14 protein-coding genes are annotated in these 14599 nt (G+C 70.8%); 4 read left to right on the top strand and 10 right to left on the bottom strand.

Annotated features, from left to right (window positions below; genetic code table 11):
• Positions 1–252: 252 nt before the first annotated feature.
• The 10 genes from ACZ6KY_RS17705 to ACZ6KY_RS17750 form a co-directional block, all read right to left on the bottom strand.
• Positions 253–1284: an asparaginase gene (locus tag ACZ6KY_RS17705; protein WP_469311183.1), complete on the bottom strand. Its 1032-nt coding sequence runs from the start codon at positions 1282–1284 to the stop codon at positions 253–255.
• Positions 1281–1958: a FadR/GntR family transcriptional regulator gene (locus tag ACZ6KY_RS17710; protein WP_469311310.1), complete on the bottom strand. Its 678-nt coding sequence runs from the start codon at positions 1956–1958 to the stop codon at positions 1281–1283. The genes ACZ6KY_RS17705 and ACZ6KY_RS17710 overlap by 4 nt, the downstream gene beginning before the upstream one ends.
• 203 nt (positions 1959–2161) lie before the next feature.
• Positions 2162–2998 (bottom strand): undecaprenyl-diphosphate phosphatase, encoded by an 837-nt coding sequence (locus tag ACZ6KY_RS17715; RefSeq protein ID WP_469311184.1) that lies wholly within the window; start codon positions 2996–2998, stop codon positions 2162–2164.
• An 83-nt stretch (positions 2999–3081) separates the two neighbouring features.
• The gene (gene crcB, locus ACZ6KY_RS17720) at positions 3082–3456 is read right to left on the bottom strand and encodes a fluoride efflux transporter CrcB (protein WP_469311185.1); all 375 of its coding nucleotides are present in this window, start codon (positions 3454–3456) and stop codon (positions 3082–3084) included.
• On the bottom strand, positions 3453–3857 hold the full coding sequence (locus ACZ6KY_RS17725) for a DUF190 domain-containing protein (protein ID WP_469311186.1): 405 nt from the start codon (positions 3855–3857) through the stop codon (positions 3453–3455). Before ACZ6KY_RS17725 ends, crcB (ACZ6KY_RS17720) begins: the two co-directional genes overlap by 4 nt.
• A complete protein-coding gene (gene crcB / locus ACZ6KY_RS17730; protein ID WP_469311187.1) occupies positions 3854–4330 on the bottom strand; it encodes a fluoride efflux transporter CrcB in 477 nt (158 codons plus the stop codon). The genes ACZ6KY_RS17725 and crcB (ACZ6KY_RS17730) overlap by 4 nt, the downstream gene beginning before the upstream one ends.
• A gap of 204 nt (positions 4331–4534) precedes the next feature.
• Complete coding sequence (locus ACZ6KY_RS17735) at positions 4535–5515, bottom strand: SMP-30/gluconolactonase/LRE family protein (RefSeq protein WP_469311188.1); 981 nt, start codon at positions 5513–5515, stop codon at positions 4535–4537.
• Positions 5516–5519: 4 nt separating this feature from the next.
• On the bottom strand, positions 5520–5807 hold the full coding sequence (locus tag ACZ6KY_RS17740; protein WP_401332229.1) for an ArsR/SmtB family transcription factor: 288 nt from the start codon (positions 5805–5807) through the stop codon (positions 5520–5522).
• A 143-nt stretch (positions 5808–5950) separates the two neighbouring features.
• Entirely contained in the window at positions 5951–7510 is a 1560-nt protein-coding gene (locus ACZ6KY_RS17745) for a glycoside hydrolase family 53 protein (RefSeq protein WP_469311311.1), read from the bottom strand.
• A gap of 568 nt (positions 7511–8078) precedes the next feature.
• Complete coding sequence (locus tag ACZ6KY_RS17750) at positions 8079–10100, bottom strand: beta-galactosidase (RefSeq protein WP_469311189.1); 2022 nt, start codon at positions 10098–10100, stop codon at positions 8079–8081.
• 311 nt (positions 10101–10411) lie between these two features.
• On the opposite strand from ACZ6KY_RS17750, the gene ACZ6KY_RS17755 reads away from it, so the two are divergent.
• The 4 genes from ACZ6KY_RS17755 to ACZ6KY_RS17770 are packed head-to-tail and all read left to right on the top strand — an operon-like array spanning position 10412 to position 14584.
• Positions 10412–11734 (top strand): ABC transporter substrate-binding protein, encoded by a 1323-nt coding sequence (locus ACZ6KY_RS17755; protein ID WP_469311190.1) that lies wholly within the window; start codon positions 10412–10414, stop codon positions 11732–11734.
• Entirely contained in the window at positions 11731–12654 is a 924-nt protein-coding gene (locus tag ACZ6KY_RS17760) for a carbohydrate ABC transporter permease (RefSeq protein ID WP_469311191.1), read from the top strand. Before ACZ6KY_RS17755 ends, ACZ6KY_RS17760 begins: the two co-directional genes overlap by 4 nt.
• Positions 12651–13556 carry a carbohydrate ABC transporter permease gene (locus tag ACZ6KY_RS17765; RefSeq protein WP_469311192.1) on the top strand — a complete coding sequence of 302 codons (906 nt, stop codon included), beginning with the start codon at positions 12651–12653 and terminating at the stop codon, positions 13554–13556. Before ACZ6KY_RS17760 ends, ACZ6KY_RS17765 begins: the two co-directional genes overlap by 4 nt.
• Positions 13553–14584 (top strand): LacI family DNA-binding transcriptional regulator, encoded by a 1032-nt coding sequence (locus ACZ6KY_RS17770; protein ID WP_469311193.1) that lies wholly within the window; start codon positions 13553–13555, stop codon positions 14582–14584. Before ACZ6KY_RS17765 ends, ACZ6KY_RS17770 begins: the two co-directional genes overlap by 4 nt.
• Positions 14585–14599 lie beyond the last annotated feature (15 nt).

Genomic DNA, 14599 nt, shown 5'->3' on the forward strand with positions numbered 1-14599 from the left:
CGCCCGCCCGGTCCCGCGGCTCCTCGGTCCGGACGCCCCCGGGGCTCTCTCCCTCTGCGCCCGGACCCTCGTACCGGCACTCGTACCGAACGGCTTTCCCAACGACCGCCGTCCCCGGTTCGGCCGCCGTCCCCGGTTCCGGCCGGCCCCGGTGCCGCAGTGGGGCACCAGGCCGATCGGGCGCCAACAGGCCACTCTCCAGCACGAGTTGGGCGCCCCCGCGGCCAGTGTCGCGAAGGCTCCAGTAGTACGTCAGCCGTACGCGGGCCGGGCGAGCGCGTCGAGGGCGGGAACGGGCCGGATGCGGCCGACCACCGCGCCACCGCCGAGGAGGGGCGCGCCCGCGAACTCGGCGAGGGCGGCCGGGTCGACCCCGGCCCGTGCCAGGGCCGCGGCGGCCACCGGGACACGCGCCCGGTCGGCGCCGTCGGCGATCTTCACGGCGACGGCCCGGCCGTCGGGCAGCGCCGCGACCTGCACACCCTCGAAGCCGTCCTTGGCGAGCAGCCCCGGCACGGCCCGCATCAGCGCGGCGACGTCACGCCCCGACCCGGAGGCCATCTCGGCGTGCTCGCGCATCGCGTCGGCCACCCGGGCCTCGGGGGTGCCCGGCGCGGCGGTGGCGATCCGGACGGCGGCGCGGGCGAGGCCGTGCAGCGAGACGGCGAACAGGGGCGCGCCGCAGCCGTCGACGGTGACCTGGGCGACGGTCTGTCCGGTGAGGTCCTCGACGGTGGCGGCGATCGCCCGCTGGAGCGGGTGGGCCGGGTCGAGGTAGTCGTCGAGCGACCAGTCGTTGAGGCGGGCGGTGTACAGCATGGCCGCGTGTTTGCCGGAGCAGTTCTGGGCGAGCCGGGAGGGCAGCCGGCCGTCGCGTATCCAGGCCTCCCGGACCACCGGGCCGAAGGGCAGGTCGGGGATGTTGCGCAGCCGCTGCTCGGACAGCCCGGCCGTCTCCAGGACGCGCCGGGTGCCGGCGAGATGCCGTTCCTCGCCGGAGTGGCTGGCCGCGGTGAGCGCGAGCAGTTCGCCGTCCAGCGGGAGCCCGGCGCGCAGCATCGCCACGGCCTGTACGGGCTTGAGTGCCGAGCGCGGGTAGAAGGCCGCCTCGATGTCGCCGATCCGCAGTTCCACGTCCCCGTCGGCGTCCAGGACGACGACCGAGCCGTAGTGGATGCCCTCGATCACACCGCCGCGTATCAGGTGGGCGACGGGCGCGTGCAGGGGTTCGCGGATCGCGGGGGCCGCGGCGAGCGGACCGCCGTACGTCAGGGTCGGGTTCACGCGTCGGGTCCGCCTTTCGTGGAGGTGTGCGTGCGGTCGGGGCGCACGATGGAGGTGAGTGCGGTGTCCACCCGGTCGAGATGGTGGGCCATCGCCTCGACGGCGTCGTGTTCACTGCCGTCGACCAGCGCTTCGACGATCGCCCGGTGTTCTCTGTTCGACTGCTCGCGACGGCCGCCGAGATCGTTCAGGAAGGCCGACTGACGGGCCAGCGCGTCCCGGATCTCCTCGATGACGCGGCGGAAGACCGGGTTCTGCGAGGCCTCCGCGATGGCGATGTGGAAGATCGTGTCCATGGCGACCCAGGCCGTGGTGTCGGTCTCCCGCTCCATCCGGTCGAGCAGATGGTCGAGGTGGTCGAGGTTCTCCGGGGTGCGGCGCACGGCCGCGTAGCCGGCGACGGGGATCTCGACATGGCGCCGTACTTCGAGCAGGTCGCCGGCCGCGTAGTCGCCGAAGGTGGGGTCCTGGACCGCGTCGGCGACCACGAAGGTGCCCTTGCCGGTGCGGGAGACGGTCAGGCCCATCACCTGGAGGGCCCGGAGCGCCTCGCGCAGCACCGGGCGGCTGACTTCCAGGCGGCGGCAGAGCTCGGCCTCGGAGGGGAGCTTGTCGCCGACGGCGTGGTCGCCTCGCTCGATGGCGTCGCGGAGGTGGGTGAGCACCGCTTCCATGGCGCTGACTCGCCGCGGCATCTCCCCACCTGTCTGGCTGTCTGACAGGTTCACGGAGGCGATCCTCCGGATGGCCGGAGGAGATGTCAAGCGGGGCGTGGGGAACGACACAGGGGGCGCGAAGCCTGGAAATCGGCTTCGCGCCCCCTGTGAGCGGCGTATTCAAGTCCTGGGGCCGGTTCGCACCGGCGCCCCGGGCGGTGTCAGCTGTCGATGACGCCCGCGCCCAGCAGCCCGAAGAGCAGCACGCCGATGATGATGCGGTAGATCACGAAGGCGTTGAAGGAGTGCTTGGCGACGAACTTCAGCAGCCAGGCGATCGAGGCGTAGGCGACGACGAACGACACGACGGTGCCGACGATCAGCGGAGCGGCGCCCACTCCGGTGCCCAGCGCGTCCTTCAGCTCGTACAGGCCCGCGCCGGTGAGGGCCGGGATGCCGAGGAAGAAAGAGAGCCGGGTGGCGGCGACGCGGTCCAGGTCGAGGATGAGGCCCGTCGACATGGTGGCGCCGGAGCGCGAGAAGCCGGGGAAGAGCAGGGCGAGGATCTGGGAGCTGCCGACCAGCATCGCGTCCTTGAACGAGACGTCGTCCTCACCGCGCTTGTGGCGGCCCATCTGGTCGGCCGCCCACATCACGGCACTGCCCGCGATCAACGAGCCCGCGACCACCCACAGGGAGGCCAGCGGACCCTCGATGAGCGGCTTGGCCGCGAGACCCACGGCCACGATCGGGATCGTCGCGTAGATGACCCACCAGGCGAACTTGTAGTCGTGGTTGTGCCGCTCGTCCTTGTTGCGCAGCCCGCGTCCCCAGGCGGAGACGATCCGCACGATGTCCTTGAAGAAGTACACGAGCACGGCGGCGATCGCGCCGACCTGGATGACCGCGGAGAAGCCGACGACGGCGTCGTCGTCGACGGGGATGTTCATCAGTCCCTCGGTGATCTTGAGGTGACCGGTCGAGGAGACGGGAAGGAATTCGGTCACCCCCTCGACGACTCCGAGGACGACGGCCTGACCGACGTTGATGACGCTCATGGGATCCAGTTCTGAGGAGTTGGTCGACAGTGCTGTAGACGGTGCAGGAGACAGTGTTACCTATGCGCGCGGACGCCCGTCACCTACGTCCACAAAGCTTGCGCAACCGAGACCCCGGCGAACGCCGCGCCGAGGCCCGCCGTCACGCTCACGATCACGTTGGCGGCAGCGTAGAACCCCGCACCGGTCTCGGTGAGCCGCAGGGTCTCGTACGAGAACGTCGAGTACGTGGTCAGCGCCCCGCACAGACCGGTCCCGATCAGCAGTTGCAGGTGTTCGGACACTTGCCCGGCCGAGGCGGCGCCGGTCAGCAGACCGAGAACCAGGCACCCTGTCACGTTCACGACGAGGGTGCCCCAGGGGAAGACCGTATCGTGCTTCAGCTGTACCGCCCGGTCGGTCAGGTAGCGCAGGGGTGCGCCGACCGCGGCGCCGATGATCACCAGCAGCCAGTTCACGACGACTTCTCACCCTTCCCTGGCAGGTCGCCGCCGGTATCACCGGAGATGTCCCCAGGGGTGCCGCCCCGTCCCGCGTAGCGGATGACCTCGCAGTGGTCGAGGACCACCAGGCCCTCGGTGACGAGTTCGTCGAGCTGCGGCAGGAAGGCCCGTACGCGCTCCTCGGTGTCCACGACGATCACGGCCACCGGAAGGTCCTCGCTGAGTGAGAGCAGCCGCGAGGTGTGGATGAGGGAGGAGGCGCCGAAACCCTCGATGCCCCGGAAGACGCTGGCGCCCGCGAGGCCCGCCGCGTGGGCGCGGTGCACGATCTCCGCGTAGAGCGGCTTGTGGTGCCAGGTGTCGTTCTCGCCGATGAAGACCGTCAGCCGCAGGGCGCTGCCCGTCAGTCGTGTCATCGTCGCCTCCGTGCCAGGGCGCGGCGGGCCGTCGTGACCCCGAGCCACACCGCCGCGAGTGCCGCGCACAGGGTCGCGGCGAGATAGCCGAGCCCGGTGCCCGGGTGGCCCGTGCCGATCAGTTTCCGGATCTCGACGGCGTACGTCGAGAAGGTGGTGAAGCCGCCGAGGACACCGGTGCCGAAGAAGGGGCGCGCGAGGCGGTGCGCCGTCCACGCGTCGGTGATCAGCACCATGAAGACGCCGATCACGAAGCAGCCCACGACATTGATCGTGAACGTGGTCCAGGGAAAGGCGCCGTCCGGTGTGGGCCACAGCCGCGCAGCTCCGTACCGGGCCGTGGCGCCGATGGCACCGCCGAGGGCGACCACCGCGACGACCGGGCCCTGGCCGTGCCAGGGGGACGGCGCGTGCGCGGGCGCGCGCACGGGGGCGCCGGATTCGCCGACGCGCTCGGGCTGCGGGACTGTCATGTGACGGGTGCTCCTACTCGCCGGGCCGGTGCGGGCACACGGACTCGCAAGCAGGGACCGTTGGCGGCTTCCGTGCCGCGGTTCGGGTACGGCGGGCCCCACCGCCGCGCCGCGACGCAAGATCGCGACCGGTGAACAGGGTAACGCCGGGGGCGCGGGCCGCGCACACCCGGCCCGTCCCCCCGAAGGGCCTCGCGCGGCGGCTCAGTCGGTGGCGCCGGGCGGATCACAGACCGCGAGGCCCCGCTCCCAGATGCTTCCGAGGATCAGCCGGCCGTCGGCCTCGCAGGCGCTGGTGACCATGCGGAACCGCGCACGGCGGCTTTCCAGGTGATGCACGACACCGCCCGCGTCGTCGACCGCGAGGACGCCGGTGGTACCGGGCGGACGGAAGGGAGCACGCACGGCGAGCCGGGCCGCGGTGCGCCGAACGGCCGGGCCCCGGCCGTGCAGGAATTCCAGGGCGCCGACGCGGGGTCCCGCCAGTGCCACCCAGATCGGACCTTCGGGAGCGCGCCAGAGGTTGTCCGGCTGGCCCGGGAGGTCGTCGACGAAGGTCTCGGCGTGGCCCGCCCGCGGTCCGGTGAGCCAGTAGCGGACCAGGCGCCACGCGCCGGTCTCCGCGACGACGAGGAAGGACTCGTCGGCCGAGGAGGCGAGGCCGTTGGCGAACTGCAGTCCCTCCAGGAGTACTTCTGGTTCCTTCTCCCCCGGCGCGAGGCGCAGCAGGCAGCCGGATCCGGTGTGTTCGACGAGATCGCCGATCCACTGCTTCAGGGGGTAACTCCGGCTGGAGACGGTGAAGTACACCGTGCCGTCCGAGAGGGCTACGACATTGCTGCAGAAGCGCAGCGGCACACCGGCGACCCGGTCGGCGAGGACGCGGACGACTCCGTCCTCCAGCCCGATCCGCAGCAGTCCGCGTTCGGCGTCGCACACCAACAGCGCGTTGTCCGGGAGGAGTTCGAGGCCCAGTGGGCGCCCGCCCGTCTCGGCGACGACGCGGACGCCGGTGCGGTCGGGGTCGCCGAGCCCGTCGACGCGGAGGATGCGGCCGTCCTCCAGACCGGTCAGCACCCCGCCCCGGGAGTCGGCCACCACGTCCTCGGGGCCGCGACCGCCGAGCGGCACGACATACCGGGGTGCGAGTGCGGTGGGTCCCGCCGTCGCGGACCGTTGTCCCACGTGTCTACCAGCCCTTCTCGAAGTAATGGGTGACCTCGGCGATGCGGTACTCGTCGCGGCGATAGTAGGTCCGCCGGCCCACCTTCTTGGCGCGCAGCAGTCCGACGCCGGTCAGGAGGTCGAGGTGGGTGCGCGCCACGGCCCGGCTCACGCCGAGTTTGACGGCGAGGGCCTCGGGGCTGACGCCGTCCTCGACGAGGTCGCCGCGGCGCTGCGGCGGGAAGTGCGCCGCGGGGTTCCGCAGCCACTCCAGGATGTCCATCCGTTGCCCGTTGGCGGGCCCCTTCAGCATCTCGTCCCCCTCCGTCGCGACGGTCTCCCGCTACTGTCCCGCAGCCTGGGGTGGCACGCACGGCCTTCCACGACCCTGGCCTGAGCCCAACGGCCCGAAAGGGCACGGGGCCCGGCCGCACCGGCGGCCGGGCCCCTCCGCGCTCAGCGGTGGCTGAACAGGGACATGGCCGGAAGCGCCTTGTCGTCGAAGCCGAACAGGGCCTGGTTCTCCCATCCGTTGCCTGAGGTCGGGTCGGTCGGGTCCCAGCCGTTGCCGGTGACCGCCGTCCAGGTGGCCTCCCAGTAGAAGACGCCGAGACCGCGGCCGTTCGGCACGGCCTCCACGATGTTCATGACGTCCCGGAGCCAGTTGGACTGCCCGGTGGTCGTGGCCGCGTAGCCGGAGACCAGTTCGGCGGTCGTGTCGATCTGGTTGGTGAGCGCGTCGTCACTGTCCAGACGGAAGGGGTAGGCCGTCTCGGCGACGAAGACCGGCTTGCTGTAGCGGGCGGCCGCGTCGTCCAGGGTGGTCTGGAAGTCGTAGAGCGAGCCGTGCCAGTAGCCGTAGTAGGACAGGCCGATGGCGTCGAACTTCACGCCGTTGGCGAGGGCGGTGTCGAACCACCAGCGGGTGCCGGTGAGGTCTCCGCCCTTGGCGAGGTGCAGGGCGACGACGGTGGAGGAGCTGACCGCCTTGGCGGCGTCGTAGCCGGAGTTGAGCAGTCCGGCGAGCTGGGCGAAGTTGTCCGTGGAGCCCTCGGACCAGAGCATGCCGCCGTTGATCTCGTTGCCGATCTGCACCATGTCGGCCGTGGTGCCCTGCGCCTTCAGGGCGTTGAGAACGTCGTACGTGTGGTTGTAGACGTCCGTCTTGAGCTGGCTGTACGTGTGTCCGGCCCAGGCTGCCGGCTTGGTCTGGGTGCCGGGGTCGGCCCAGGTGTCCGAGTAGTGGAAGTCGATCAGGAGCTTCATGCCCTGCGCCTTGATGCGCTTGGCCATCGCGAGGACGCGGGCCTTGTTGTTGTAGCCGTCGGCCGGGTTCACCCAGACCTTGAGACGGGCGTAGTTCATCCCGGCGGACTTGAGGATGGCGAGCGCGTCACCCGTCGTGCCGGAACTGGTCTTGTAGACCCCGCCGTAGGCCTCGCTCTTGGCGAGGGAGGAGATGTCGGAGCCCTTGACGGACAGTCCGGTGGTTCCGGACGTGAACGCCAGGTCGTCGACGTTGATCCAGTTTCCGGCGTTGGCGTCGGAGTAGACGCTGATCGTGCACTGGTTGCTCGTCACGGCGACGGGCACGACCAGGTGGATCCACCCGCTCGCGGAGACCGGCAGATCGGTGCGCTGCGCGGTGCCGCCGCAGTTCTTCAGCGCGAGGTAGGCGGAGTTCTGTCCGCCGCCCGAGCGCACCCACGCGGTGAGTTTGTAGTTCCCGTTGGTCAGCCCGGTGAGGGTCTGGTACGTCTCCACCTTGTAGGCCGAGGCGGAGTAGTGGCTGAGGCGGTAACTCCCGCCGTGGCCACCGGCTTCGACGTACGAGGCGCCGGTGTCGCCGGATTCCGACCAGCCGCTGGGAACGGCGGCGCCGGCCCCGTCGGCCTCGAATCCGGCGTTGGTCAGGGTGCTCGCCGCCTGCGCGGTCTGCGCGGGGAGGGCGGTGAGGGCGAGCCCCGCCGCGAGCGGCAGCAGCAGTGCCCTGAGCGTGCGTCTGGGATGGAACATCATCGTCCGTCGTCCCTTCGACGTGGTGGGGAGAGGGTGCCTCCGGCGGTTCCGGGGGCGAACCCCTCCGCCCGCGGCTTCACGGCTCACACGGGCGGAGGGGAGTTCGGCTCGCCGCCGAGTCCCTCGACTCGCACGGCTGTTGGACCGACCGGCGGGTCACGGAACCCGTCCGGGCGGGGCGGCCGGTCGCCGGGTCATGACCCGGACGGCGATGGCGCAGGCGCCGGCCTGGGCGACCGGCGCAGTCGGTGCCGCCGGGTCGTGGTCCGTCGGCTTTCGGTGCCGCCGTCGGGTTGCGGCCCGGACGGCTCTCGGTGCGGCCGCGGGATCGGCGGATCCGGCGGCTTGTTCGGTCTGCCGCGTCGGCCGACCCGGCAGACCCGGCCGCGTGTGGGGCGGTCCCCGGTTCGCCGACCCGGTCGACCGCGGGGTCGGGACACGAACAAGTCCCTTACCTCGCAAGCCGGTTGACGGTCCTGGCCGCGCGCGCCGGACGACCCGCACGACCGCCGACCCGGCCGCCGGCCAACACGGTCAGCCGCCGACCCGGCCGGCCACCGCCCGGTCAGCCGTCCAGGCGTACGACCCGCACCGTGCCCGCCGGCACCGCGAGACGGCCGGCGGCGCGTTCGCCGGTCAGGAGCTCGGTGCCGTGCGCGTCCAGCGGCACCTTGGTGTCCGACGAGGTGTGGTTGACGGCGAAGACGTAGGTGCCCGACTCACCGGTACGGCGGACGACTTCGACATCACGGGGCAGATCGGCGCGCGGCGCGACGCGCGCGTCGTCGGCCACCCAGCCGATCAGGGCGTCAAGACCCTCGGCCCCGAGACGCGTCGACACGTACCAGGCCGAGCCGGCGCCGCTCCGGTGCCGGGTGACCGCCGGGTGTCCGGCGGTGAGCCCGTCGGCGTACGTCCAGACGGTCTCGGCGCCGCGCGGAACGACGAACTCGGTCCACACGTCGCCGGTGAGTTCGGAGCCGTCGGGCCCGGTGATCCGGACCAGTTCGCCTTGGAGCAGCGGGGAGAACTCCTCGACGGTCAGGCCGAGTACGTCCCGCAGGGCGCCGGGGTGGGGGCCCTCGTGCACGGCGTCGTGCTCGTCGACGATGCCGGAGAAGTACGAGACGAGCAGGGTGCCGCCGTTGTCGACGTACTCCCTGAGGTTGTTCCCCGCGGCCTCGGTCATCAGATAGAGGGCGGGTACGACGACAAGGGGATAGGCCGACAAGTCGGCTTCCGGGTGGGCGAAGTCGACCGTGAGGTGGCGGTCGTAGAGGGCTTCGTAGAAGGCGTCGGCGCGCTCGCGGGCGTCGTGGTCCTCGCTGGGGCGCCACTGGAGGCTCTGCGCCCACCAGGACTGCCAGTCCCACAGCACGGCCACGTCGGCGACCGTACGGGTGCCCTTGATCGAGGCCAACGAGTCGACGGAGGCGCCGAGTTCGACGACCTCGTGCCACACACGTGAGTCGGTGCCGGCGTGCGGCAGCATCGAGGAGTGGAACTTCTCGGCTCCGCGCCGGGACTGCCGCCACTGGAAGAACAGGGCGCCCTCGGAGCCGCGGGCCACGTGGGCGAGGGAGTTGCGGGCCATCTGTCCGGGCGCCTTGGCGGGGTTGCGGGGCTGCCAGTTGACGCCCGAGGTGGAGTGTTCGAGGAGCAGCCAGGGGGCGCCGCCCGCGACCGAGCGGGTGAGGTCGGCGGCCATCGCGAGGTTCACATGGGTGCGGCGGCCGTCGGTCATCAGGTAGTGGTCGTTGGTGACCAGGTCGACCTCGCGGCCCCAGGCCCAGTAGTCGACGGAGTCGCACTGGCTGAGGGCGGTCATGAAGTTGGTGGTGACGGGGATGCCGGGCGCGAGCCGGTGCAGGATGTCCCGCTCGGCCACGAAGTTCTCGCGCATGGTCGCGTCGGCGAACCGCTTGTAGTCCAGCGCCTGCGCCGGATTCCCGACGGTCGGGGTCGTGCGCGGCGGATCGATCTGGTCGAAGCCGGTGTAGCGCTGGCCCCAGAAGGCGGTCCCCCAGGCCTCGTTGAGCTCGTCGATCGTGCCGTAGGCGGTGATCAGCCAGGTGCGGAAATGCGCGGCGCAGGAGTCGCAGTAGCAGGCCGAGACGGGGACGCCGTACTCGTTGTGGACGTGCCACAGGGCGAGTGCGGGGTGGTCGGCGTACCGGGTCGCGAGCCGGGTCGTGATGGCGGCGGCCGCGGCGCGGTAGTCGGTGTCGCTGTGGCAGATGGCGCCGCGTGAACCGATGGCGTAGCGGGTGCCGTCGGCGGTCACGGGGAGCGCTTCGGGGTGTTCGCGGTAGAACCAGGCGGGCGGCGCGACGGTCGGGGTACCCAGGTCCGCGCGGATGCCGTTCTCGTGCAGCAGGTCGAGCACGCGGTCGAGCCAGCCGAACTCGTAGCCGCCCGGAACCGGTTCGAGAAGCGCCCAGGAGAAGATCCCGACGCTCACCATCGTGACGCCCGCCTCGCGCATCAGCCGGACGTCCTCGGGCCAGACGCTCTCCGGCCACTGCTCGGGGTTGTAGTCCCCACCGAAGGCGAGCCCGGTGAGGCCCTTGGGGTTGGTCTCCGGCATGGATCTCTCCCATGTAAGCGATCATTTGGGAACGTGCACACACAGCGCCAGCGGCGTGAGTCCAACATAACCGCACAGCAACAACCATTGACAAGTGTCCGGGATGTTTCTCTACTGTGAACGCTCACAGAAGCACCGCGAGTGTGCCGAAGGAGGCGCTCCGGTGTCGGGAGGCGACTGCGTGAAGGCCCGACGGGCCCAGAACGCGGTCGCTGGACCGGTACCGGCCGGCGCGCCCGAAGGCGAACCGCGCAAGAACAGGGCAGGCCTTCCGCAGCAGGCGGAGGCCCAGGTTCAGGGGAGAACGTTCCATGCCCATCACGAAGCACAACCGCCTCGTGGCCAGCACCATCGCCGTCGTCCTCGGCGCCACCTCGCTAGTCGCCTGCGGCTCGTCCGACGACGGCAGGAGCGAATCCCAGTCCGGACCCGCGACACTGACGTTCTGGACCTGGGCGCCGGGCATGGACAAGGTCGTCGACCTCTGGAACAAGGGGCCGGGGAAGAAGCAGCGGATCACCGTCGAGGTGAAGAAGCAGGCCTCGGGCGACACGCTCATCACCAAGATCCTCACCGCGCACAAGGCGAAGAAGGCACCGGACCTGGTCCAGGCCGAGTACCAGGCGCTGCCGACGCTGGTCAGCAATGACGCCCTCGCCGACATAGCCGCCGAGTCGAAGGAGGCCAGGACCAAGTTCGCCGACGGCGTCTGGCAGCAGACGACGCTGGGCACGGACGCGGTCTACGCGATCCCGCAGGACATCGGCCCGATGATGTTCTACTACCGCGCGGACCTGTTCAAGAAGTACGGCCTGACGGTCCCGACGACCTGGGAGCAGTTCGCCCAGACCGCCCGCGCGCTGAAGAAGAAGGCGCCGGACAAGGCTCTGACCACCTTCTCCGCCAACGACTCCGGCCTCTTCGCCGGTCTGGCCCAGCAGGCGGGCGCCAAGTGGTGGACCTCCTCAGGCGACAAGTGGAAGGTCGGCATCGACGACCCGGCCACCCAGAAGGTCGCCGACTTCTGGGGCGGTCTCGTCAAGGAGGGCGCGATCGACAACCAGCCGATGTACCAGCCGGCCTGGAACAAGGCCCTGAACACCGGCAAGGAGATCGCCTGGGTCAGCGCGGTGTGGGCGCCCGGCACGCTGACCACGGCCGCCCCGCAGACCAAGGGCAAGTGGGCGATGGCCCCGCTGCCGCAGTGGTCGGCCGGCGAGAACGTCACCGGTAGCTGGGGCGGCTCCTCGACGGCCGTCACCACGGACTCCCCGCACAAGGCGGCCGCCGCGAAGTTCGCCGCCTGGCTGAACACGGACCCGCAGGCGGTGGCCGCGCTGGCCAAGGAGAGCGGCATCTACCCGGCCGCCACGAGCGCGCAGACCAGTGACGCGTTCGCGCAGCCGCCGGCCTTCTTCTCCAACCAGCCGGACTTCTACACCAAGGCCTCGGAGATCGCCAAGACCACCGCCCCCTCCGCGTGGGGCCCGAACGTGAACGTCGCCTACACGACCTTCAACGACGCGTTCGGCGCCGCCGCGAAGAACAAGTCGGACTTCGGCGCCGCCCTGACGACCATGCAGGACGCCACCGTCGCCGACCTCAAGAAGCAGGGCTTCGGGGTCGCTCAGTGACGACCGCACGCCGGAAGCCGTACGGGGTCAAGGGGGCCCCGTACGGTTTTCTCCTCCCCGCGACGATCCTCTTCGTCCTCTTCTTCGCGCTGCCCATCGGCTACGCGATCTGGCTGAGCCTGCACAAGGTCCAGGTCAAGGGCCTCGGCCTGGGCGCCGGCGCCCGCAGCGAGGTCTGGGCGGGCCTCAGGAACTACACCGACGCGCTGACCGACAGCGAACTGGTCGCCGGCGCCCTGCGCGTGGCGGGCTACGGCCTCATCGTGGTGCCGGTGATGCTCGGCCTCGCGCTGGTCTTCGCGCTGATGCTCGACTCGGAGAAGGTGCGCCTCGCGCCGTTCACCCGGCTCGCCATCTTCCTGCCGTACGCCATCCCGGGCGTCGTGGCGGCCCTCCTGTGGGGCTTCCTGTACCTCCCGGACGTGAGCCCCTTCTACTTCGTACTCGCCAAGCTGGGCCTGCCGCAGCCGAACCTGCTGGACGGTGGCCCGCTGTTCGTCGCGCTGTCGAACATCGCGGTCTGGGGCGGCACCGGCTTCAACATGATCGTCATCTACACCTCGCTCCAGGCCATCCCCGCCGAGGTGCGCGAGGCGGCGAGGCTGGACGGCGCCACCCCGCTGCAGACCGCCCTGCGGATCAAGATCCCGATGGTGGCACCCTCCCTGGTGCTCACCTTCTTCTTCTCGATCATCGCCACGCTCCAGGTGTTCAGCGAGCCGACCACCCTCAAACCCCTCACCAACTCCGTCTCCACGACCTGGAGTCCGCTGATGAAGGTCTACCGGGACGCGTTCAACACCGGTGACATCTACGCGGCCGCCGCCGAGGCCGTGATCATCGCCGCGGCCACGCTGGTGCTGTCCTTCGGCTTCCTGCGCGCCGCGAACTCCCGTACCAAGCAGGAGGAAGCACGATGAGTTCTCTTGCCGTCCGCAAGGCGGCGCCGGCCGCGGGCACGACGCCCGGCACCGCGCAGGGACCGCCCCTGCGCGGCCGGATCGCCCTGGTCCCGACCCTCACACTGCTGCTCGGCGCGCTCTACTGTCTGCTGCCCGTCGCCTGGGTGGTGATCGCGGCCACCAAGTCGGGCCGAGAGCTGTTCTCGACGTTCACCTTCCTGCCGGGCACCGGGTTCACCCAGAACATCAGGGATCTCAGCGCCTACCGCGACGGCATCTACTGGAAGTGGATGGGCAACTCCGCGCTCTACGCCGGTCTCGGCGCGCTGCTGTCGACGGCCGTCTCGGCGCTCAGCGGCTACGCCCTCGCGATCTACCGCTTCCGGGGCCGCGAGACCATCTTCAATGTCCTGCTGGCGGGCGTGCTGATGCCGCCGGTGATCCTCGCGATCCCGCAGTACCTGCTCCTCGCCAAGGCGGACCTGACGGATTCGTACGCGTCCGTGCTGCTGCCCCTCGTCCTCTCCCCGTACGGCGTGTACCTCGCCCGGATCTACGCCGCCGCGGCCGTCCCCGGTGACGTGGTCGAGGCCGGGCGGATGGACGGCGCCGGCGAGTGGCGGATCTTCACGCGAGTCGCGCTGCCCATGATGGTGCCCGGTCTGGTGACGGTGTTCCTGTTCCAGTTCGTGGCCGTGTGGAACAACTTCCTGCTCCCCTACATCATGCTCAGCGACGACGAGAAGTTCCCGATCACGCTCGGCCTGTTCACCCTCCTCGAACAGGGCTCCAACACTCCGGCCCTGTACACCCTGGTGATCACCGGCGCGCTGCTCGCGATCATCCCGCTGGTCGCGCTGTTCCTGGTCATCCAGCGCTTCTGGAGCCTCGACCTGCTGTCCGGAGCCGTAAAATCATGACCATGAGCAACACGGGGGGCCGGCGCAGGCCGCCGACGATCCATGACGTCGCGCGCGAGGCCGGTGTCTCACGAGGCACCGTGTCACGCGTACTCAACGGCGGGCACTATGTGAGCCCCACGGCGGCGGAGGCGGTCAACGCCGCCATCCGCAGGACGGGCTACGTCGTGAACCGGCACGCCCGTTCGCTGATCACCGGACGGTCCGACTCGGTCGGCTTCCTGCTGACCGAGCCCCAGGAACGGTTCTTCGAGGACCCGAACTTCAACGTCCTGCTGCGCGGCTGCACCCAGGCGCTCGCCGCGCACGACGTCCCGCTCCTGCTGATGCTCGCCGGCACCCAGGACGAGCGGCGGCGCATCACCAGGTACATCACGGCGGGCCATGTCGACGGGGTGCTGCTGGTCTCCAGCCACTCCGGCGACCCGGTCGCCGAGCAGCTGCGCGAGGCCGGTGTGCCGCTCGTCGCGTGCGGAAAGCCCATCGGCCTCGGGTCCAAGGTGAGTTACGTGGCCGCCGACGACCGGGACGGTGCCCGGGACATGGTCACGCACCTGCTCTCCCTCGGGCGGCGCCGGATCGGCATGGTCACCGGCCCGCTGGACACACCCGGCGGCGTCGAGCGCCTCGCCGGCTACCGGGAGGTGCTGGCCGAGGCGGGCGTCGAGGCCGACGACCGGCTCATCGCCTCCGGCGACTACAGCCGCGCAAGCGGTGAGGCGGGCGCCGAACAACTCCTCGACCGCGCCCCGGACATGGACGCCGTGTTCGTCGCCTCCGACCTGATGGCCCAGGGTGTGCTGGCCGCGCTGCGCAAGGCCGGCCGCCGGGTCCCGGAGGACGTCTCGGTCGGCGGCTTCGACGACTCCCCCGCCGCCACGGCCGCCACCCCGGCCCTCACCACCATCCGCCAGCCCTGGGACCGCATCAGCTCCGAGATGGTCCGGGTCCTCCTCGCCCAGATCGGCGGCGAGGACCCGGCGGCGGTGATCCTGCCGACGGAACTGGTGCGCCGCGAGTCCACCTGAGGGCCGCGCCGGACC

It is taken from the genome of Streptomyces sp. NPDC042002, assembly GCF_055588305.1.

Coding starts and splice junctions, on each gene's coding strand:
- ACZ6KY_RS17710 (WP_469311310.1), bottom strand. CDS start 1,958: ATGGAAGCGGTGCTCACCCACCTCCGCGACGCCATCGAGCGAGGCGAC.
- ACZ6KY_RS17715 (WP_469311184.1), bottom strand. CDS start 2,998: ATGAGCGTCATCAACGTCGGTCAGGCCGTCGTCCTCGGAGTCGTCGAG.
- ACZ6KY_RS17725 (WP_469311186.1), bottom strand. CDS start 3,857: ATGACACGACTGACGGGCAGCGCCCTGCGGCTGACGGTCTTCATCGGC.
- crcB (WP_469311187.1), bottom strand. CDS start 4,330: ATGACAGTCCCGCAGCCCGAGCGCGTCGGCGAATCCGGCGCCCCCGTG.
- ACZ6KY_RS17740 (WP_401332229.1), bottom strand. CDS start 5,807: ATGCTGAAGGGGCCCGCCAACGGGCAACGGATGGACATCCTGGAGTGG.
- ACZ6KY_RS17745 (WP_469311311.1), bottom strand. CDS start 7,510: ATGTTCCATCCCAGACGCACGCTCAGGGCACTGCTGCTGCCGCTCGCG.
- ACZ6KY_RS17750 (WP_469311189.1), bottom strand. CDS start 10,100: ATGCCGGAGACCAACCCCAAGGGCCTCACCGGGCTCGCCTTCGGTGGG.
- ACZ6KY_RS17755 (WP_469311190.1), top strand. CDS start 10,412: ATGCCCATCACGAAGCACAACCGCCTCGTGGCCAGCACCATCGCCGTC.
- ACZ6KY_RS17765 (WP_469311192.1), top strand. CDS start 12,651: ATGAGTTCTCTTGCCGTCCGCAAGGCGGCGCCGGCCGCGGGCACGACG.
- ACZ6KY_RS17770 (WP_469311193.1), top strand. CDS start 13,553: ATGACCATGAGCAACACGGGGGGCCGGCGCAGGCCGCCGACGATCCAT.